The organism is Nonomuraea sp. KM90 (genome assembly GCF_052246675.1).
Classification (GTDB): Bacteria; Actinomycetota; Actinomycetes; order Streptosporangiales; family Streptosporangiaceae; genus Nonomuraea.
The window spans coordinates 43,880-63,177 of record NZ_JBQQCB010000007.1; the positions used below are offsets into that span (position 1 = coordinate 43,880).

General features: G+C 72.2%; 18 protein-coding genes. 10 read left to right on the forward strand and 8 right to left on the reverse strand.

Annotation, left to right across the window (positions count from 1 at the left end; genetic code table 11):
• The first annotated feature begins 64 nt into the window (after positions 1-64).
• The 4 genes from ACTWPW_RS10610 to ACTWPW_RS10625 all read left to right on the forward strand — a co-directional run bounded on the left by ACTWPW_RS10610 (position 65) and on the right by ACTWPW_RS10625 (position 3,010).
• Positions 65-1,258 (forward strand): Gfo/Idh/MocA family protein, encoded by a 1,194-nt coding sequence (locus ACTWPW_RS10610; protein ID WP_375116895.1) that lies wholly within the window; start codon positions 65-67, stop codon positions 1,256-1,258.
• Positions 1,259-1,270: 12 nt separating this feature from the next.
• Positions 1,271-1,858: an RNA polymerase sigma factor gene (locus ACTWPW_RS10615; protein ID WP_375116894.1), complete on the forward strand. Its 588-nt coding sequence runs from the start codon at positions 1,271-1,273 to the stop codon at positions 1,856-1,858.
• Entirely contained in the window at positions 1,855-2,436 is a 582-nt protein-coding gene (locus ACTWPW_RS10620) for a hypothetical protein (protein WP_375116893.1), read from the forward strand. The genes ACTWPW_RS10615 and ACTWPW_RS10620 overlap by 4 nt, the downstream gene beginning before the upstream one ends.
• 280 nt (positions 2,437-2,716) lie before the next feature.
• Positions 2,717-3,010, forward strand: a complete 294-nt coding sequence (locus tag ACTWPW_RS10625; RefSeq protein WP_443168570.1) for a hypothetical protein — start codon at positions 2,717-2,719, stop codon at positions 3,008-3,010.
• Positions 3,011-3,101: 91 nt separating this feature from the next.
• Here ACTWPW_RS10625 and ACTWPW_RS10630 read toward each other — a convergent pair whose 3' ends face one another.
• From ACTWPW_RS10630 to ACTWPW_RS10660, 7 genes are all read right to left on the reverse strand, one after another.
• Positions 3,102-4,178, reverse strand: a complete 1,077-nt coding sequence (locus tag ACTWPW_RS10630) for an SPFH domain-containing protein (protein ID WP_364116962.1) — start codon at positions 4,176-4,178, stop codon at positions 3,102-3,104.
• Positions 4,179-4,181: 3 nt separating this feature from the next.
• Complete coding sequence (locus tag ACTWPW_RS10635; RefSeq protein ID WP_364116960.1) at positions 4,182-4,613, reverse strand: NfeD family protein; 432 nt, start codon at positions 4,611-4,613, stop codon at positions 4,182-4,184.
• A 72-nt stretch (positions 4,614-4,685) separates the two neighbouring features.
• Positions 4,686-5,873, reverse strand: a complete 1,188-nt coding sequence (locus ACTWPW_RS10640) for an Ig-like domain-containing protein (protein ID WP_443168571.1) — start codon at positions 5,871-5,873, stop codon at positions 4,686-4,688.
• Between the two features lie 73 nt (positions 5,874-5,946).
• Positions 5,947-7,050, reverse strand: coding sequence for a fumarylacetoacetase (gene fahA, locus ACTWPW_RS10645; RefSeq protein ID WP_443168572.1), 1,104 nt, complete (start codon positions 7,048-7,050; stop codon positions 5,947-5,949).
• Positions 7,047-7,829, reverse strand: coding sequence for a hypothetical protein (locus tag ACTWPW_RS10650; RefSeq protein ID WP_375116890.1), 783 nt, complete (start codon positions 7,827-7,829; stop codon positions 7,047-7,049). Before ACTWPW_RS10650 ends, fahA begins: the two co-directional genes overlap by 4 nt.
• Positions 7,811-8,980 (reverse strand): homogentisate 1,2-dioxygenase, encoded by a 1,170-nt coding sequence (locus ACTWPW_RS10655; protein ID WP_443168573.1) that lies wholly within the window; start codon positions 8,978-8,980, stop codon positions 7,811-7,813. The genes ACTWPW_RS10650 and ACTWPW_RS10655 overlap by 19 nt, the downstream gene beginning before the upstream one ends.
• Before the next feature lie 81 nt (positions 8,981-9,061).
• Complete coding sequence (locus ACTWPW_RS10660) at positions 9,062-9,691, reverse strand: IclR family transcriptional regulator (RefSeq protein WP_443168574.1); 630 nt, start codon at positions 9,689-9,691, stop codon at positions 9,062-9,064.
• Between the two features lie 119 nt (positions 9,692-9,810).
• Between ACTWPW_RS10660 and ACTWPW_RS10665 the strand changes: the two genes are divergently transcribed.
• The 3 genes from ACTWPW_RS10665 (at position 9,811) to ACTWPW_RS10675 (ending at position 12,143) form a co-directional block, all read left to right on the forward strand.
• Positions 9,811-10,380, forward strand: a complete 570-nt coding sequence (locus tag ACTWPW_RS10665; protein WP_364116948.1) for a hypothetical protein — start codon at positions 9,811-9,813, stop codon at positions 10,378-10,380.
• Positions 10,381-10,423: 43 nt separating this feature from the next.
• Entirely contained in the window at positions 10,424-11,554 is a 1,131-nt protein-coding gene (locus ACTWPW_RS10670) for an NAD(P)/FAD-dependent oxidoreductase (protein WP_443168575.1), read from the forward strand.
• 97 nt (positions 11,555-11,651) lie between these two features.
• Positions 11,652-12,143 (forward strand): hypothetical protein, encoded by a 492-nt coding sequence (locus ACTWPW_RS10675; RefSeq protein ID WP_443168576.1) that lies wholly within the window; start codon positions 11,652-11,654, stop codon positions 12,141-12,143.
• On the opposite strand, the gene ACTWPW_RS10680 is transcribed toward ACTWPW_RS10675, so the two are convergent.
• Positions 12,113-13,369, reverse strand: a complete 1,257-nt coding sequence (locus ACTWPW_RS10680) for an MFS transporter (protein WP_375116885.1) — start codon at positions 13,367-13,369, stop codon at positions 12,113-12,115. The two genes, ACTWPW_RS10675 and ACTWPW_RS10680, sit on opposite strands and share 31 nt — an antisense overlap.
• 186 nt (positions 13,370-13,555) lie before the next feature.
• Here ACTWPW_RS10680 and ACTWPW_RS10685 point away from each other — a divergent pair, with 186 nt between their 5' ends.
• The 3 genes from ACTWPW_RS10685 to ACTWPW_RS10695 are packed head-to-tail and all read left to right on the forward strand — an operon-like array spanning position 13,556 to position 19,276.
• On the forward strand, positions 13,556-15,250 hold the full coding sequence (locus ACTWPW_RS10685; protein ID WP_443168577.1) for a fatty acyl-AMP ligase: 1,695 nt from the start codon (positions 13,556-13,558) through the stop codon (positions 15,248-15,250).
• Positions 15,243-17,918, forward strand: coding sequence for an MMPL family transporter (locus ACTWPW_RS10690; RefSeq protein ID WP_443168578.1), 2,676 nt, complete (start codon positions 15,243-15,245; stop codon positions 17,916-17,918). The genes ACTWPW_RS10685 and ACTWPW_RS10690 overlap by 8 nt, the downstream gene beginning before the upstream one ends.
• Positions 17,915-19,276, forward strand: coding sequence for an MFS transporter (locus ACTWPW_RS10695; protein ID WP_375116882.1), 1,362 nt, complete (start codon positions 17,915-17,917; stop codon positions 19,274-19,276). The genes ACTWPW_RS10690 and ACTWPW_RS10695 overlap by 4 nt, the downstream gene beginning before the upstream one ends.
• Positions 19,277-19,298 lie beyond the last annotated feature (22 nt).

The window sequence follows — 19,298 nt, forward strand, 5'->3', positions numbered from 1 at the left end:
AGTGCCCCCTCAGACCTGCTTCACGCGACCTTGTTGAATGGGTCGAGAGCTCAGAAAGACACCAGTGGAAGATCTGCGCATCGGAGTCATCGGCCTCGGCCTGCGTACCAGCCTCGCCCGGGCCGCGCACCGGCCCGGCAGGGGCTCGGTCGTGGCCGCGCTGTGCGACTCCGACCCGGCCGTGCTCAAAAGGCAGGCCGGTACGTTCGAGGCGGAGTTCCTGACCGAGGACCACCGCGAACTGCTCGGCCGGGACGACCTCGACGCGATCGTGGTGAACACGCCCGACGACACGCACGAGCGCCTCGCGATCGACTGCCTCCGGGCCGGCAAGGCCGTCTACCTGGAGAAGCCGATGGCCATCACCGTGGAGGGCTGCGACAACATCCTGCGCGCCGCCCGCGAGAGCGGGACCCGGCTGTACGTGGGGCACAACATGCGGCACATGGGCGTGGTACGCCTGATGCGCGACATCATCGGCAAGGGCGTCATCGGCGAGCCGAAGACCGTCTGGGTGCGCCACTTCGTGTCCTACGGCGGCGACTACTACTTCAAGGACTGGCACGCCGACCGCACCCGCACCACCGGCCTGCTCCTGCAGAAGGCGGCCCACGACCTCGACGTGATCCACTGGCTCGCCGGCGGCTACACGACCAGGGTGAACGCCCTCGGCGACCTGATGCTCCACGGCGACCTGCCGCGCCGGGCCCCCGGCACGCCGCGGCCCGAGGGCTGGCTGCAGGAGTACGAGTGGCCGCCCACGTCGCGCAAGAACCTGCACCACGTCGTGGACGTCGAGGACGTCTCGGTCATGAACATGCGCCTGGACAACGGTGTCATCGCCGCCTACCAGCAGTGCCACTTCTCGCCCGACTACGTGCGCAACTACACCGTGATCGGCACCGAGGGGCGGCTGGAGAACTTCGGCGACGGGCCGGGGGACACGGTCAAGGTCTGGAACACCGGGCCCAGCGGTTACCGGGACGACTGTGACATCGCGTACAAGGTGCCCGCGGCGCAGGGCTCCCACGGGGGCGCGGACGTGGAGATCGTGACGGAGTTCCTCAGGTTCGTCAGGGAGGGCGGGGCGACCGACACCTCGCCGGTGGCGGCGCGGATGAGCGTGGCGGCCGGGTACATGGCGACGATGTCGCTGCGGGACGGCGGGATGCCGTACGACGTGCCGGGGCTGGACGCCGGGCTGGCGGCGTACTTCGACAACGGGCAGGTGGAACCCGGAGGCGCGGCCGGACAGTAACCAGATGTGGATATGTCGATACGCGCCCGCATACGCGACGGGGACCAGGCGGCCTTCGGGCAGCTCTTCGACGAGTGCTCGAAGGCCGTCTACAACCACGCCTTCCGCCTGACCGGCAACTGGTCCACCGCCGAGGACGTGATGGCGCTGACGTTCCTGGAGGCATGGCGGTTACGTACGAAGATCGACCCCGAGGGCGGCTCGCTGAGGCCCTGGCTGCTCGGCATCGCGACCAACGTGCACCGCAACGTGCGCCGCGCCGCCCGCCGGCACGACGACGCCCTGGCCCGGCTGCCCAGGGGCGAGCGGGTGCCGGACTTCGCCGACGAGGTCGTGGGCCGCATCGATGACGCCGACCGGCTGGCCGCCGTCCGCCGGGCCTACGACCGGCTGCGCCGGCAGGAGCAGGACGTCTTCGCGCTGTGCGTGTGGGCCGGCCTCGACTACGCCCAGGCGGCGGAGGCGCTCGGCATCCCGGTGGGCACGGTCCGGTCCCGGCTGTCACGGGCCCGCGGGAAACTCGCCGGCGCCGGGGAACCACCTCCGCAGCGGCGACAGGTAGTAGGTGACCGAGGCCCCTCGAAGGAGGAGATCCGATGAACTGGCCGACCGAGCGCGATCTTCCCGAGGGCCGTCACCGGCTGCTCAAGGAGTTCGTCATGACCGAGATCGACCGGGCGCCCGCCGGACGCCGCCGCCCCCGCCTCGCCGTGCTGGCCCCCGCCCTGGGGCTGGCGGCCGCCGCCGCGCTGGCCGTACCGCTGCTGCTCGGCGGCACTCCCGCGTACGCGGTGACCAAGGGGGCCGACGGGTTGATCCACATCACCATCAACGAGGCCAGGAACCCGGAGAGCCTGCAGGAGGAGCTGCGGGGGATGGGGGCGAACGTGGTCGTGGACTACATCCCGATGGGCAAGAAGTGCAGCCCCCAGCCCCGCGCCGCCCGCTTCCTCACCACCGACGAGGCCGAACTGTCCGTCTGGCCGGCCCCGGAGGGCGGCGAACCGGGCTTCACCATCGACCCGAGCGTGATCGGGCCGGGGCAGACGGGGGTGCTGGAGTTCAGCGTGGGCGAGAACAACGGCGGGGTGATCGCCGGCATCTGGGCCCGGGTGGGCGAGGGACCGATCGCCGACTGCGTGCTCGTGGACACCACGGACGCGCCGCTGTCGCACTGACGCCCCCGAAGGGCCGGACGCCCGTCGCGCGAGAGCCGTGCGACGGGCTACAACCTGGAACTTCCGTGTGGTTCTCAATCGCGAGCCCACCGACGCGGAGACGGACGCTCTGTACGAAGCAGGACTGGACGACTGCTCGATAGCCGGCGGTCCGGACGGCAGCGTTCACCTCAGATGCGATCGTGCGGCGGCAAGCCTGCTGGACGCCGTCGCCTCCGTGCTCACCGATCTCCGTAGGGTCGAGGGCCTTTGGGCAGTCGGCGTCGGCCAAGGGGACGGGGTGACGCTGGGGGATGCGGCGCGGCGGCACGGTGGGCGTACGCAGGCGAGCCTGCGTCAGCTCGCCGCCGGGCAGCGCGGTCCCGGCGGTTTTCCGGAGCCGGTCATGGAGGCCGACAACATCAGCATCTACTCCTGGGCCGAGATCTCCGACTGGCTTCGCACCAGGATGGGCGACGACATCGCGCCCGTGAACCGGGACATCGCGCTCGCCGACGCGGCCGTCAAGCTGGCCTGCCGGGCCAGGGCCGCGCACCAGGAGACCCGGATCCGGCACCTGATCGACGTCGCCTGACCCCTGACGGCCATGCCGCGGCAGTGTCTTCCCTCGACTCCGCACCACAAAGGGGCGCCCGCCACACGGCGGGCGCCCCTGGTGCGATCTGTCAGCGGTCGGCCTCCGTCGGCTTCCGGTCCAGGTCGGGGAACGGGGACGGCTCCTGGGCGGCCTGGGTGAGCTGCCGGGGGCCGTTCGGGCTCTCCGCCTCCTGGGCGTCGGCCACCGCCTCGGCCGCCGCCTCCGAGGCCTTGGCGACCTCCTCGTCCGCCGCCGACGTCTCCGGCAGCTCCTCCCGGGTGGCCGCCGAGCGGGGCAGGGCCTCCGTGAACGCCTTCGAGACGCCCTGCAGCGCCGAGGTGACCTCGCTGGGGATGACCCAGAACGTGTTGCCCTCGCCCTGCGCGAGCTGCGGCAGGACCTGGAGGTACTGGTAGGCCAGCAGCTTCGGGTCCGGGTCGTTGCGGTGGACCGCCTGGAAGACCTGGTCGATGGCCCGCGACTGGCCCTCGGCCTCCAGGATGGCGGCCGCGCGCTGGCCCTCCGCGCGCAGGATGCTGCTCTGCTTGTCACCCTCGGCCGTGAGGATCTGCGACTGGCGCTGGCCCTCGGCGTTCAGGATGGCGGCGCGCTTGTCGCGCTCGGCCCGCATCTGCTTCTCCATCGCGTCCTTGATGGTCTTCGGCGGGTCGATGGCCTTGACCTCGACGCGGTTGACGCGCAGGCCCCACTTGCCCGTGGCCTCGTCGAGGACGCCGCGCAGCTGGCTGTTGACGGTGTCGCGGGAGGTCAGGGTCTTCTCCAGGTCCATGGAGCCGACGACGTTGCGCAGCGTGGTGACCGTGAGCTGCTCGACACCCGTGATGTAGTTGGCGATCTCGTACGCCGCCGCCCGCGGGTCGGTGACCTGGAAGTACAGGACGGTGTCGATCTCGACGACCAGGTTGTCCTCGGTGATGACGGGCTGCGGGCGGAACGAGACGACCTGTTCCCGGAGGTCGATCATGGGGTAGACGCGGTCGATGTACGGGATGACGAAGTTGAGACCGGGCTTGAGCGTGCGGTGGTAACGGCCGAGGCGCTCGACGTTGCGGGCGCGGGCCTGCGGGACGATCCGCACGGCCTTGAGCAGGGTCATCACCGCGAAGAGTATGACGAAGAGTCCGACCAGCAACAGCGGGTCCATGGGTCACTCCCGGGGATATACGAGGGCTGTGGCGCCCTCGATCTCGATGATGTCGACGGTCGCCCCCGTGGGGATCACCAGGGTCTCGTCGTAGGCGCGCGCCGACCACTCCTCGCCACCGATGCGTACGCGACCGTCACGGCCCGTCACTTCGGCGACGACGTAGGCGGGCTTTCCGACGAGTGCTTCCACGCCGAACCGCTGCAGCGGTGGCTGCTTGATATGGCGCATGGCGATCGGCCTGAGCACCAGCAGGCCGGCCGCGGAGGAGGCTGCGAAGAACAGTAACTGCAGGGGAACGGGCAACCCGAGGGCCGCGGTCGCGGCGGTCAGCAGCGCCGCCACCCCGAGGAGACCGAGCGAAGCCGTGAGCGTGAATATCTCGGCCACGCCCAGAACGACTGCGAGGATTACCCAGATGATCCATTCATCCATGTCGGCCCTCCTGTATGGGACAACGGGCCTGAGGTCGTAAGTGGTTCCCCTTCTCCTACCGTAGTCCCGATATCAGCGGTTCGGCACCCCGACGCGTGCGGTGTCGGATTCGCGCAGAGCACTTCCCTGGCGCCATTTCTCCCACGAGAGTTGCCAGAAACCCCATCCGTTGTCCCATTCGAGCGGGCGGCTGGTGCCGGTGATCGTGACAGGGTCGCCGCGCAGGGAGGACTCGTAGAACCAGGCCGCCTGATCGGGCCGGGAATTGATGCAGCCGTGGCTGACATTGGCCCGGCCCTGCGCCCACACGTTGTCCTTGGCGTGCACGTATTCGCCGCTGTTGGAAATGCGCACGGCGTGGTCGATCATCATGTCGTAAAAGCCGGGGTCGCCTTCCTCGCGGCCCGGGGAAATCATCCGGACCGGATTTCCCTTGTCCATGGTCAGGTGGACGCCGCTGGTCGTGGTGTATTCGCGGGTGGTGGCGTTTCCGGCGCTGATGGCCATGCGCTGGACGACCGCTCCGTCGCGCCGGACGACCATCTGATGCGTCCGGGTGTCGATCGTGCTGGTCTGCTCGCGGCCGACGGTGAAGGAGAAGGTCGAGTCGGTGCCGCCGAACAGGCCCTCGCCCGCGCGTACGCCCGCCAGATGGGCGGTGACCGTGACCGTCTGCCGGGGCGTCCAGAACCGCCGGGTGCGGTAGACCACCTGCGTGTCGCTGGTCCAGCGCCAGGCCCCCTCGACCGGCGTCCGCGAGGTGACCTCGAGCGTCCGCTCGACGGCCGCCTTCTCCTCCACGGGAGCGTCGAAGTCGATGACGATCGGCATGCCGGTGCCGACCGTCTCGCCGGGCAGCGGCGAGGTGGCGGCCACCTGGAGCGTGTTCGTGGCGGCGCGGGTGTGGATGCGGCCCATGGCCACCGTGGCCGGCGCGCCCTCGCGGGAGGCGGTGGCGGTCACCGTGTATTCGGTGGCGGGCTTGAGCGTCCAGTCGGTGCGCCACGTCGTACGCGAGTCGTCGAGCCGGCCGGGCACCGGCTCGCCGTCCTGGTAGACCAGCACCTGCGTGAGCGTGCCGCCGTGCGCCCTGATCACCAGGCCCCGGTCTGGCCAGGCCCGCTTGGTGTCGAACGGCGGCCAGACCTGCACGACCGGCGGCGGCGACGTGGGCTCGGTGGGGCCGGAACCGCAGCCGGAGACGGAACAGACCAGGCAGACCAGGAGGAAGGCGACACAGAACATCGCGGCACGACGCATGTGACTCCTGCTTTCCGAGGGAAGGGGAGACCCCAGGGTAGCGGTGAGTCAACACGCAGGCACCTTGAGTTACCTATCCGACGATTCCGGAAACCTCCCCCAATGTCAGGCCGGCCGCGGTCGCGCGGATGGTGACCGTGTCGCCGTCGTGCAGGAACGCGCGGGTCTCCCCGCCCGCCAGCTTGATCGGGTCGGTCCCGTTCCACGTCAGCTCGATGAGCGAGCCGCGCTCGCCCCGCTCGGGGCCGGAGATCGTGCCGCTGGCGAACAGGTCGCCGGTGCGCAGCGAGGCCCCGTTCACCGTCATGTGCGCGAGCATCTGGTCCGGCGTCCAGTACATGGCCGAATACGGAGGCCGCGACACCACCTCCCCGTTGAGCAGCACCTCCAGCGAGATGTCCAGCCCCCAGTCGGCCTTCCGGCGCAGGTAGGCGGGCGGCTCGGGATCCTGGGCGCGGCCGGGGATCCTGGGCAGCGCCTCCAGCGGGGTGATCCACGGGGAGATCGACGTGGCGAACGACTTGGCCAGGAACGGCCCCAGCGGCACGTATTCCCACGACTGGATGTCGCGCGCGCTCCAGTCGTTGACCAGCGTCACCCCGAACACGTGATCCTCGAACGCCCCGGCCGGCGAGCCCATCGCGGTCGGCACGCCCACCACGAACCCCAGCTCCGCCTCGATGTCGAGCTTCTGGCACGGGCCGAACTTCCCCGGCCCGAGCTGCCCCTGCGGGCGCGCGACCGGCGTGCCCGACACCACGACCGTGCCCGACCTGCCGTGGTAGCCGACGGGCAGGTGCCGCCAGTTCGGCTGCAGCGGCTCGGAGCCGGGGCGGAAGATCTTGCCGATGTTGCTCGCGTGGTCGAGCGAGCAGTAGAAGTCGACGTAGTCGGCCACCTCGAACGGCATGTGCAGGCGCACCTGGTCCAGCGGGATCAGGTGCCGCTCGGTGACGGAGACGTCGCCGGTGAGCTTGTTCCGGATCAGCGTCCTGGTGTCGTGCCAGGCCGTGCGGCCCCTGGCCATGAACGGGTTGAGCGAGGGGGCCGCGAAGACCTCGTCGTGCAGCGCGGGGGCCAGGTCGAGCACCTTGTCGCCGTACCGGACGCCGACCCGGGGTTGTTCCCCGGGACAGGAGAAGACGCCGTACGGCAGGTTGTCCACCCCGAAGCTCACGAAGCCTCCTCGATCAGTCCGAGCGTGCGCAGGTCGTCAAGGGGCGTGGCGGTGCTGCACGAGCCGTAGCTCACCAGCAGCCGCCGCGCCTGCTCGGCCGTGTCGTCCGGTACGGCGCCCGCCAGCCGTACGAGGTGGCCGACGTCGGTGGTGCGCAGCACCGGCACCGGGTCGCGCCCCTCCACGGCCTCGCAGACGGCCAGCAGCAGGTTGAGGAAGCCGTGCCGGTCCACGCCGAGCGAGGGGTCGAAGTGGCGTACGGCGTGGTGCAGCCCGGCCGTGGCCTTGAACGGGATGTCGTTCTCGGCGCAGGACCTGATGAACTGCCCGAGATGCTCGGCCGGCGGGAACATGTCGGCCGAGGAGCCGCCGCAGCGGATCTTCAGGCCGCAGTCGTCGGGCACGTCCAAGGAGATCTTGCGCGGCACCACCTCGGCGAAGAGCCGCACCCCGTCGGGCAGGCGCAGCCGGTCGGCCAGCGTCTGGACGGACGTGTCGGGCGGCAGCCGCATCTCGACGTAGTCCACCGGGAGGTCGCCGAAGTCGGGCAGCTCGGAGGTGTCGGCGATCAGCCCGATCCGGCGCGGCCGGAAGTCCATGCCGCGCAGCCGGTCGAGCCGGCTGGCCGGGCACAGGAAGCGGTGCGTGAGCACCGGGCTGCCGTGCTCCAGGTCCCGCTGGTTGCGGGCCAGGGCCTCGTCCATGTGCAGGGACGTCGGCGGGAACAGGCCCGCGTCGTCGATCAGTGCGCTGTAGAGCCTCATCGTGCCCAGGTCCATGCGTAGCCGGGATCCTCGCAGGACAGGGCGCCCTGGCCGAGGTCGAGCGGGCGGAACGTGTCCACCATGACGGCCATCTCGCTCGTCACCGTGACGCCGCGCGAGACCGCGTCGATCACCGCCTCCACCGCCCCGGGCTGCGGCCCGTGCGTGAAGCCGGCCGGATGCAGCGAGATCGACCCGACGTCGATGCCGGAGCCCTTGCGCGCGGAGTAGTCGCCGCCCACGTAGAACATGAACTCGTCGGAGTCCACGTTGTGGTGGTTGTACGGGATCGGGATGGCCTCCGGGTGGTAGTCCAGCGGCCGGGGACAGAACGAGCAAACCACGAACCCCGGCCCCTCGAACGTCTGGTGCACCGGCGGCGGCGCGTGCGTCTTCTTCACGATCGGCTCGAAGTCGTTGATGTTGAACGCGTACGGATAGAGGTAGCCGTCCCAGCCCACGACGTCGAACGGGTGGTTGCGGTAGACGAGCCGGGTCAGCCCGCCGCGCGTGCGTACGAGCACCGGCACCTCCTCGCCCTCCACGACGTGCGGCTCGGCGGGGGCGCGCAGGTCGCGCTCGCAGTAGGGCGCGTGCTCCAGGAACTGCCCGTACTGCGACAGGTAGCGCTTGGGCGGCCTGATGTGCCCGGACGCCTCGATGGCCAGCACGTTCACCGGCCCGTCGGGCACCCAGCGGTGGATGGTGCCGGTCGGGATGACGACGTAGTCTCCCTCGCCGGCCTCGATCACGCCGTAGGTGGACTCGAAGCGCACGCGCCCGCTCTGCACGTAGACGCACTCGTCGCCCATGGAGTTGCGGTAGAGCTCGCTCGGCCGGTCGCTGGTGGCGTACGACAATCGGACGTCGGCGTTGCCTGCCAGGGAGATGCGGCCCGTGATCAGGTCGCCGGCGCTCGCCAGCTCCTGGGTGCGGAAGTGGCGCGGTGAGAGCGGCAGGTTGGGCTCCAGGCGGGTCTCGGCCGAGGGGGTGACGGCCTCCGCCTTGAGGATCGCCGTCGGCAGGTGACGGTGGTAGAGCAGCGAGGAGTCGGACGAGAAGCCCTCCTCGCCCATCAGCTCCTCCGCGTAGAGACCGCCGTCCGGCCGCCTGAACTGCACGTGCCGCTTGCGCGGCACCTCTCCCACGACCCGGTAGTACGGCATCCCGGCCCCTCCATGCATGTCCGATTATCGGACGGAAGTGTCCTCTATATGTGATTACGGTCTGCCATCGGCCGGGAGATGTCAACCCAGCGCGGCCGCCAGCTCGGCGGCCGCGGCCACCACGCGTGGCCCGGTGGCCTCTCCCAGCGGCCCGAACGTCACCACTCCGACCGACGCCTCCAGCCATGGCAGCCCGGTGACCGGCGCGGCGACGCCGCGGGCTCCCTCCTGCAACTGCCCCTCCGTGATGAAGTAGTCATGCCGTCCCTCGCGCAGCGCCAGGATCGCCCGCCCCGCCGCGCCTCTGGCCAGCGGATGGCGCGAGCCCTCGCGGTAGGCCACGTGCATGTCGGTCCAGGACGGCTCCACCACCGCCACCGCCAGCCCGTCGTCGCCCTCGGCCACGGTCAGGTGCGCGGTCGCGCCGACCTGCTCGGCCAGCCGCCGCAGCGTGGGCACCGCCGCCGCGCGCAGCAGCGGTTGCACGGCCTGGGCCAGCGCCAGCACCCCGAACCCGAGGTGCACCCGGCCCTCGGCGTCCCGGCGGACGAAACCCTCGCCCATCAGCGTCGTCAGCAGCCGGTACACCACGGGCCGGCTCAGCGACAGCTCCGTGCTCAGCTCGGTCGGCGTGCGCCCGTCCTTGCCGTCGGCGAGCAGTCTCAGCAGGCGGAGCCCGCGTTCCAGGGTCTGAGCGGATTCAGCGGCCATGCGATCGATTATCTAGTGACGCTGCGCGGTTACGGGGGTACGTATCGACATAGAAGAGCCGGGGGGTAATCATGCGGCAAAGGTGGGTTCTCCTGCTTGCCGGGCTGGCCATGTGTGCCTTGTCGCCTGCCCTGCCCTCGCTCACCACGCCCATGGCCAGCGAGACCCCGCTCACCCCGACCGGCCGCAACGTGGTCGAGGACACCTTCTACGTCACCGAGGGCATCGAGGTGAACCAGCGGCTGCTGCCCACCGCGAAGGGCGTGGCCTTCCGCCCCGCCTACCTCGCCGTCGGCATCAAGGTCGACCAGAGCGGCCGCCTGTACGGCAGACCGCAGCGCTCCGGCACCTACGTCGCCCGCGTCCAGGTCTGCGCCGGCCCGGCGTGCCGGACACAGCAGCTCACGCTCGTGGTGCTGGCCAACGTGCCGTGGGAGCCGCGCGAGCTGACCTTCCCCGGCCGGGCGGGCGCGGCGCTGGACGGCGAGATCGGCATCAACGGCGGCCCCCCGGGCGTGGTGCCCACCTTCACCGTCACCGACCTCGACAAGGTGCCCGACGGCGTGAGCATCGGCCCCGACGGCCACGTGGGCGGCGTCCCGGCCGCGCCGGGCATCTCCGAGGTGCCGGTGCGGATCTGCGTGGCGGGCAACTGCGCCGGCGTCGTCGTACGTCTGATCATCGTGTGACTCGCTCTTGCGGCGGCACGTGGTTTCCGGTCACCGTGGTCTCATGAAATCGGTCATTGTGGTCGGAGCGGGCATTTGGGGGTCGTCACTGGCGCTGCGGCTGGCCGAGAGCGGCTGGCAGGTGACGCTGGTCGAGCAGCACAGGCCGGGTCACGTCCGGCAGGCCAGCGCGGGGGAGACCCGGCTGCTGCGCTGCGCGCACGGCGAGGACGACTGGTACGCCCGGCTCGCCTGGCAGGCCAGGGACGGCTGGCGGCGCCTCGGCGAGCGGGCCGGCGAGGAGCTGTACCAGGAGGCGGGCATGGTGTGGTTCGCCGGGACGCCGGACGGGTGGGAGCACGCCAGCGCCCGAGTCCTGAAAAATCTGGACATCGCGTGTGAGGTGCTGGACCCGGCCGACGGCGGCAGGTTCTTCCCCGACTTCCGCGGCGACGACCTCAGCTTCCTGCTCTGGGAGCCGCACGCCGGCGTGATCAGGGCACGGCGGGCCACCCAGGTGACGGCGGGGCTGGCCACGGCCGCCGGGGTGCGCCTGGTCAGGGCGCGGGCGGTGCCCGTGGCCGGGGAGGCGGCGCCGTACGCGTGCGCGGTCGAGATCGACGGCGAGGTGCGGCACGCCGACCGGGTGGTCTGGGCGTGCGGCGCGTGGCTGCCCGAGCTGTTCGACGGGCTGCCGATCACCGTGACCAAGCAGGACACGCTGCACTTCGCGGTGCCGTCCGCGTGGTCGGTCCCCGAGACGCCGGCCTGGGTGGACCACGGAGCCTCGGCCTACGGGCACGGCGACGTGGACGGGGTGGGGATGAAGGCGACCTCCGACGCGGAGGGGCCGCCGTACGAGCCCGAGCACGGCGAGCGGGTGGTCGACCCGGGCAGCGTCGAGCGGGCCAGGACCTACCTGGGGCGCAGGTTCCCCTCGCTGGCGGCCGCGCCGGTGCTGTTCACCCAGGTCTGCCAGTACGCGCTCACGCCCGACGCCGAGTGGCTGCTCGCCGAGGCGTCACCCGGGGTGTGGCTGCTGGGCGGGGACTCCGGGCACGGGTTCAAGCACGCCCCGGCGCTGGCCGGCTACGTGGCGGGCGTGCTGGACGGCGCGTACGAGCCCGAGCCCCGCTTCGGGCCGCACCCGCGCACCCCCACCCGCGGGCTGAGGACGAGCGGCGAGGTCTGGTAGGGCGCGCCTCACTCGAAGTCGGGGGCCGGCGGGCATGATCCGGACCGGGTGCGCGGCGCACACTTCAAGGACGAACGCGCACGTGAAGGAGCCCGCCATGAGTCCCACCACGATCACCGACCTCCGCCCGACCGAGCACCCGTCGCCCCCGCCCGTCGTCCACACCGCCTCCATGCTCTGGTTGTCGGCGGTCGCGTTCGGCGCGTTCGAAGCCGTGCTGATGATCGCCGGAGAGCTGTACGAGGGCACCTCGGCGCTCGGGCAGTTGCTGCCGGGCGCCGGGTTCCGGCTGGCCGTGTTCGCCGGGGCGGTCTACCTGGCGCTGCGGCTGAAGCAGGGGGCGAACTGGGCGCGCTGGACCCTGGCCGGCACGCTCGGCGTGTTCGGCACGCTCTCGCTGGTGGTCGAGCCCGTCCAGTGGTTGCTGGCGGGCGGGTCGATCGGCGAGGCCATGGCCGGGGCCGACGCCGTGGGATGGGCCTTCGCGGTGAGCCGGATCCTGCACGTGCTGGCCGTGCTGGGAGCGGTGGCCCTGATGTTCCAGCCCAGGGCCAACGCCTACTTCAGGTCGGCCGGGGCGGCCGCCTGAGGCTGGGGCGCGCGCAGGTTGCGCACTCCGGGGGACAGCAGCGCGGCCAGCGTGGACACCACGACCAGGACCGCGCAGCCGAGCAGCGACTCCTCCGTACCGAAGAACGCCGCCGCCGGCCCCGCCAGCAGCAGCCCGATCGGGCCGAACATGAGCGACCCGAGCACGTCGTACGAGCTGACCCGCGACAGCGACTCGGCCGGGACCTCGCGCTGCATCGTCGTCTGCCACAGCACGCCGAACACGTCGAAGCACACGCCGAGCACGAAGGCCCCGGCCACGATCGCCCAGAGCGGCGAGTCGAGCCCGAGCAGCACGTACGGCAGCGCGGTCGGCAGGCAGAGCAGCACCGCCACCAGGATCGGCCGGCGCGGGCGCAGCCGCAGCGCCACCAGCACGCCGGCGATCGTCCCGACGGCCTCGCCCACCAGGAACGCCGACCAGGCCATCGGGCCGCCCAGCGACTCCTTCGCCAGCAGCGGGCCGAGCACGCCGTGCCCGGCCTGGATGGCCATGACCATCAGCGAGAACTGCGCGACCACCACCCAGATCCACTGCCGCGAGCTGAACTCCCGCCAGCCGTCCCGCAGGTCGCCCAGCACCGAGTGGGCCTCGCCACGGGGGCGCTCGCCCGGCTGCAGGCGCAACCGCGCGATCAGCACGCCCGCCACGGCGAACATCGCGCCGCTCACGACCAGCGCCCAGCCCCCGCCGAACAGCACCACCGTGCCGCCGCCCAGCACCGCGCCCGCCACGCGCGAGGCGTTGGCACCTAGGCCGAGCAGCGCGTTGCCGGTCTGCAGCCGCTCGGCGGGGACCACCTCGGGGATGATCCCGGTGAGCGCCGGGAACGTGATCGCCGTGGCCACCCCGGCCAGCGCCGCCGCCGCGACCAGCGCGGGCAGCGGGGTCCAGCCGCTGAGCAGCATCGCCGCCAGCGCGAAGAACGCGGCCGCCATGAGGAACTCGCCGGTCATCATCACCCGCTGGCGCGGCAGCCGGTCCGCGATCACCCCGCCGACCAGCATGAACAGGATCATGGGCAGCGACTCGGCGGTGAGCACCACGGACAGCGTCGAGGCGGTGGCCCCGGGCATGTCGAGGATGGCGAACGCCAGCGCCACGGGGGCGAACGCGCTGCCCAGCATGGAGATCGTCCGTGCTGACAGCAGGAGTGCGAAGCGCCGGTCCCGGAGCAGCTCGAGATCGCTGACAAAACTATGCACCGGCGCAAACCCCCTGAAAAACGGCCAAACCCCACCATCCTGCCGTAATGTGCGGCCGTTGTCGTGTGCTTATTTATTGTCACGCGGCCAACAAGACCGATCGCGGAATGTGCCGGTGTTTGGCAAGAATCGCGACTGCTTCTCCCGTAATTTGCTAGGTCCCTGCTGACGGCGAGGGGACCAGGCATGCGCGACATGTTGATCGCCCGGGTGGCCCGGTGGGCACGGGAGATCCCGGAAGCGCCCGCGTACACGTTCGTCGACCACCTCGGGGACGGCTCCCGCCGGACGCTCACCTGGGGCGGCGCGGACCTCAGGGCCAGGGCTCTGGCCGTGCGGCTGCGCGAGCTGGCCGGGCCCGGCGACCGGGCGGCGGTGCTCGCGCCGCAGGGGCTCGACTACGTCGTGGCGATGCTCGGTGTGATGTACGCGCGGCTGGTCGCGGTGCCGCTGTTCGCCCCCGGGCTGCCGGGGCACGCCGAGCGGCTGGCCGGGGCGTACGCCGACGCCGGCCCCCTTGTCGTGCTGACCACCACGGCCGCGCTGCCCGGCGTCACCGACTTCCTGGCCACCGCCCCGGCGCCGAAGCACGTGCTCTGCGTGGACACCGTCTCCGACCTGCTCGCCGACGAGTGGGAGGGCGAGCCGGCCGGGCCCGGCGACCTGGCCTACCTGCAGTACACCTCCGGCTCGACCCGCGCGCCGGCCGGGGTCGAGATCACCCACGCGAACCTCACGGCCAACGCCACCCAGCTCTGGGAGGTGTTCCGGGCGCGGCCCAGGACCTCCGTGGCGGCGCTGTGGCTGCCGCTCTTCCACGACATGGGGCTGGTCGCCACCGTGGCGATGCCGATGATGGGCGGGAACCAGGCGGCGTTCATGGATCCGGTGGCGTTCGTCATGCGGCCGGTGCGCTGGCTGCGGCTGCTGTCGGAGTTCGGCGACGTGTTCACCGGCGGGCCCAACTTCGCCTACGAGTACACCGCCGCCCGCGTCAGCCCCCAGGAGAAGGAGGGGCTGGACCTGTCCGGGGTACGGGTCATGCTGAACGGGGCGGAGCCGGTGCGGCCGGGCGCTATCGAGGCGTTCGACACGGCGTTCGCCGGGTGCGGGCTGCGGCCGGAGGCGCACACGCCCGCGTACGGGCTGGCCGAGGCGACCGTCTTCGTGACTGCGACCGGACGGGACGAGCGGCCCGTGGTGACCGCGTTCGACCGGGACGCGCTGCGCGACGGGCGGGCGGTGCCTTCCTCGGGCCCGGGGCCGCGCACCATGCTCGTCTCCTGCGGCCGTCCCCACGGCCAGGTGGTACGCGTCGTCGGCCCGGACGGGCGGGCGCGGCCCGACGGGGAGGTGGGCGAGGTTTGGGTGCAGGGGCCGAACGTGGCCCGCGCCTACTGGCGGGATCCCGGCCGCAGCGCGGAGGTGTTCGGGGCGGTGCTGGAGGACGCGGACGGGACCTGGCTGCGCACCGGCGACCTCGGCGTGCTGCACGACGGCCGGCTGTACGTCACCGGCCGGATCAAGGACCTGGTCATCGTGGACGGGCGCAACCACTATCCCCAGGACATCGAGGCCACGGTGCAGGAGGCGCACCCGGCGGTGCGGCGGGACCGGGTCGCGGCCTTCGCGGTGTCCGGGGAGCCGCCCGGAGAGCCGCCCGGGGAGCGGCTGGTGGTGGTGGCCGAGCGGTCGCGGCTCGGGCTGGACGCGGACGCCGGTGAGGTGGGCCGGGCGGTGCGCGCGGCGGTCTGGAAATATCACGAACTATCGGTGCATGACTTCGTGCTGACCGGCGCCGGGGCCGTGCCGAGGACGTCCAGCGGGAAGATCGCCCGGCGGGCGTGCCTGCGGGCGTACCTGGAGGGCGCCCTTGTTTGAGCGGGCCGGTCGCCTGGTCTACCGCGGCAGGTGGACGCTGCTGGTGCTGACGCTGGCGGCGGCCCTCCTGGTGGCGCCGCTGGGGCTGGAGCTGTTCGGGCGGATGGCGGACGGCGGCTTCGAGGACCCGCGCGCCGACTCCACGACCGCCGCGCGCTGGAACGACCAGTGGTACGGCGGTCACGCCCCCGACGTGGTCGTCCTCTACCGGCACCCCTCGGTCGAGGTGCGCGACCCCCGGTACAAGCGGGCCGTGCACGACTCGCTGCGCCGGTTGCCGGCCGAGCACGTGCGCCGGATGGTCACGTACTGGACGACCGGGGCGAAGGAGATGGTGTCCCGGGACGGGCATTCGACGTACGCGCTGGTCACGCTGAAGGGGGACGAGCAGCGCGCGTACGCGGCCATAGCCGCGCGGCTCAGGACCGTCGAGAACCTGTACGTGTCCGTCGGCGGCGCGGTGCCGCTGCTGAAGGAGCTCAACGACCAGACCGCCGCCGACCTCGCCCGCGCCGAGGCCATCTCCATGCCGGTGCTGCTCGTGCTGCTCGTCGTGGTGTTCGGCAGCCTGGTGGCGGCCGGGCTGCCGCTGCTCGTGGGGCTGCTCGCGGTGCTCGGCGCCCTGGTGCTGTTACGGCTGCTCACCGAGGTCACCGAGGTCTCCGTCTTCTCCCTGAACGTCGTCACCATGCTCGGGCTCGGCCTGGCCATCGACTACTCGCTGTTCGTGCTCAAGGCGTTCAGGGAGGAGATCGGGCGCGGGGCCTCGAACGAGCAGGCCGTGGTGCGCACGATGGCCACCGCCGGGCGCACCGTGGCCTTCTCCGGGCTGACGGTGGCCACGGCGCTGCTGGGGCTGCTGCTGTTCCCGCAGATGTTCCTGCGCTCGATCGGGCTCGGGGCGGCGGCCGTGGTGCTGGTCACGATGGGCGCCGCGCTGGTCGTGCTGCCCGCCGTCCTGGGGATACTCGGGCCGCGCGTGAACGCCCTGCGCCTGACGCCCGACTTCGGGCGGCGGGAGGGCGGCGGGGTGTGGCACGCCGTCGCCTCCAGCGTGATGCGGCGGCCGCTGCTGTACCTCGTGGTGGTGACCGTGGTGCTGGTCTCGCTGGCGGTGCCCTTCCTGCACGTCAAGTTCGGGAACGTGGACCACCGGGTGCTGCCCGCCGCCTCCGAGGGCCGCCGGGTGGCCGAGACGCTCGATCGGGACTTCGCCAGGAACGCCATGTCGCCGATCGACGTACACGTCCTGGTCGAACGCACCTTCACCGGCGAGCCCGCCGTCCCCGGGCCGCTCGGGCAGGGCCACACGCCGATCAGCGCCGTCACGCCGGTGAGCCCCGTGGACGTCCGGCCCCTGGTGACCCGGCTGAAGCGGCTGCCCCACGTCACGGGGGTCGACGTGGCCGGGCTCGCGCAGGACGGCGGCGCGGTGCGGCTGTCCGTGCGCTACGACCGGGATCCCATGTCGGACGAGGCCCGCTCGCTCGTACGGTCGATCCGGGCGATGACGCCGGAGCCGAACGTGCGCCGGGTGGTGGTCGGCGGGGCCACCGCCGCGCAGCTGGACCTCCAGGACAGCCTGCTCGCGACCCTGCCGTGGATGGCGCTGGTGGTGTGCGCGGTGACGTGGGTGCTGCTGTTCGCCGCGTTCGGGTCGCTGGTGCTGCCCGTGAAGGCGCTGCTGATGAACGTCCTGTCGATCGGCGCCTCGTTCGGGGTGATCGTGTGGGCCTTCCAGGACGGTCACCTGGCCTCCGCGCTCCGGTTCACCTCCACCGGGTCCATCGAGGCGACCGTGACCGTGCTCATCCTGGCCGTGGTGTTCGGGCTGTCGATGGACTACGAGCTGTTCCTGCTGTCGCGGGTGCGGGCGGAGTGGCTGCGCACCGGGGACAACACGGCGGCCGTGGCGGCGGGGCTGCAGCAGACGGGCGGGGTGATCACCAGCGCGGCGTTGCTGCTGCTGGTGGTGATCGGTGCGTTCTCCACGGCGGGGATCACGATCGTGAAGCTGCTGGGGGTGGGGATGTTCGTGGCGATCGTGGTGGACGCCACGCTGGTGCGGGGGCTGCTGGTGCCGGCGTCGATGCGGTTGCTGGGCGGGGCGAACTGGTGGCTGCCCCGATCGTGGCGCCGCCTCCACCACCACATCGACCTCCACCCCCCGTCCCACCCCCCGTCCCACTCCCCGTCCGGGCACCCGCCCTCGCCACCACGCGCGGCGCTGCCTGCGCCGGGGCCGCCTGGCGCCACCGCATCGCGGAGCGCGGCGTCGCGTGCAAGCGCCCCGCCCCAGGACGGTCCGCCGCCTGCGTCGGTGCCGCTTTCGTCGGTGCCGCTTTCGTCCGAGGCGCGGTCAGGGCCCGGGCAGTCCCGTCCCGACCGGTTGCCGCGCCCCGCTCGGCCGCAGGGCCCGGCGCCGTCTGAGGGGGCGGTGCCGGGTGCTGCCGGGTTGCCGGGTGGGGCGTCGCCGGTGGTGACCTTCAAGGGGCGGCCGGCCGTCTTCGGGGCGGACACCGATCCCGTACCCCTGCCCACCGATCCACGGGAGGCCGTCGAGCCGGCCGGGGAGCGGCCCGGGTGGGTGCGGGTGGGGCGGGGGCGTACGAGGGTGGTGCGGGCCCGGCCCGGTGGCGGGTGGACCTGGGCGGAGGTGGACGAGTGAGCCTGGCCGTCACCCGGGTGCGGCGGCCCGCCGGGGTCTGGCCGCTGTTCGTCGTCACCGGCCTGGCCGGGTTCATGACGACGCTGGACAACACGGTCGTCACCGTCGCGCTCCCCAGCATCCAGCGCGACCTCGGCGCCCGGCTGACCGCCCTGGAGTGGGTCGCCACCGGGTACATCCTGACCTTCGCGGGCCTCATGCTCGCCGGCGGGAGGCTGGCCGACGTCCACGGGCATCGGCGGGTCCTGCTGGCGGGGCTGGGCACGTTCACGGTGGCCTCGCTCGGCGCGGGGCTCGCCGGGTCGATCCAGGTGCTGATCGCCGCCCGCCTCGTCCAGGGGGCCGGGGCGGCGCTGGTCCTGCCGGCGACGCTGGCCATGCTGGCCGGGCGGGAGGAGCGGCAGCGGTCCATGGGGGTGGCCGTGTGGATGGCCTCCGGGGCGGCGGCGCTGGCGCTGGGGCCCGTGGTGGGCGGGCTGCTCAGCCAGCACGTGCACTGGAGCTGGGTGTTCCTGGTCAACGTGCCGATGGGGGCGGTGGTCATGGGGCTGGCCACCGTGGCTGTTCCGGCGGGGGCGGGTGGTCCCGAGGCGGGCCGGGGGGTGGATCGGGCCGGGACGGCGGGGTCGGTGGCGTTCCTGGCGGCGGGGACGTTCGTGTTGATCCACGGCGGTGAGTACGGGTGGGGGTCGCCGGTCGTCGTGGGCGGGCTGGTCGCCTGTGCGGGGGGCGGGGTGGTGTTCGCGGTGGCCGAGCGGCGGGCCCGCGAGCCGATGGTGGATCTGGGGCTGTTCGCGGTGCGGAGTTTCGCCGGCGGGGTGGTCGCCCAGGTGCTCTGGGGGCTCGGCGTGAACGGGGTGTTCTTCTACACCGCGATCTTCCTGCAGGGCGTGCTGGGGTTCACGCCCACGGCCTCCGGGATGGCGTTCGTGCCGCTGGCGCTGCTGGTGGTGCTGGTCACGCCGCTGGCGCCGGCGGTGGAGCGGCGGCTGGGGGCCGGGCGGACGGTGGCGGCCGGGCTGGTGCTCGTGGCCTTGGGCATGGCCCTGGCCGCCACGCTGCAGGCCGGGGACGGGTGGGGGCGGCTGCTGCCCGCCGTGTGCGCGATCGGGGTCGGGTCGGCGCTGACCATGCCGCTGGGGTCGGCGGTCCTGGGTGCCGTGCCGGAGTCGAGGGCCGGGGTGGCGGGCGGCATCTTCTCGGTGAGTCGTGAAATTTCGGGACTGTTCGGGATTGCTGCGGTCGGGGTGGTCGTGCAGGCCGGGGGCGGGTTCGCCGCCGGGTACACGGCCGGGCTGCTGGTGGCGGCCGGGTTGGTGCTGGTCGGGGCGTTGGTCAGCCTGGTGGCCCTGCCATGAGGGGTGCCGTGGCCCTTCCCGT

What these genes read in the sequence shown, in the direction of transcription:
- ACTWPW_RS10615 (WP_375116894.1), top strand. Translation starts at nt 1,271, where the DNA reads ATGTCGATACGCGCCCGCATACGCGACGGGGACCAGGCGGCCTTCGGG.
- ACTWPW_RS10620 (WP_375116893.1), top strand. Translation starts at nt 1,855, where the DNA reads ATGAACTGGCCGACCGAGCGCGATCTTCCCGAGGGCCGTCACCGGCTG.
- ACTWPW_RS10630 (WP_364116962.1), bottom strand. Translation starts at nt 4,178, where the DNA reads ATGGACCCGCTGTTGCTGGTCGGACTCTTCGTCATACTCTTCGCGGTG.
- ACTWPW_RS10635 (WP_364116960.1), bottom strand. Translation starts at nt 4,613, where the DNA reads ATGGATGAATGGATCATCTGGGTAATCCTCGCAGTCGTTCTGGGCGTG.
- ACTWPW_RS10640 (WP_443168571.1), bottom strand. Translation starts at nt 5,873, where the DNA reads ATGCGTCGTGCCGCGATGTTCTGTGTCGCCTTCCTCCTGGTCTGCCTG.
- ACTWPW_RS10650 (WP_375116890.1), bottom strand. Translation starts at nt 7,829, where the DNA reads ATGGACCTGGGCACGATGAGGCTCTACAGCGCACTGATCGACGACGCG.
- ACTWPW_RS10655 (WP_443168573.1), bottom strand. Translation starts at nt 8,980, where the DNA reads ATGCCGTACTACCGGGTCGTGGGAGAGGTGCCGCGCAAGCGGCACGTG.
- ACTWPW_RS10660 (WP_443168574.1), bottom strand. Translation starts at nt 9,691, where the DNA reads ATGGCCGCTGAATCCGCTCAGACCCTGGAACGCGGGCTCCGCCTGCTG.
- ACTWPW_RS10670 (WP_443168575.1), top strand. Translation starts at nt 10,424, where the DNA reads ATGAAATCGGTCATTGTGGTCGGAGCGGGCATTTGGGGGTCGTCACTG.
- ACTWPW_RS10675 (WP_443168576.1), top strand. Translation starts at nt 11,652, where the DNA reads ATGAGTCCCACCACGATCACCGACCTCCGCCCGACCGAGCACCCGTCG.
- ACTWPW_RS10685 (WP_443168577.1), top strand. Translation starts at nt 13,556, where the DNA reads ATGCGCGACATGTTGATCGCCCGGGTGGCCCGGTGGGCACGGGAGATC.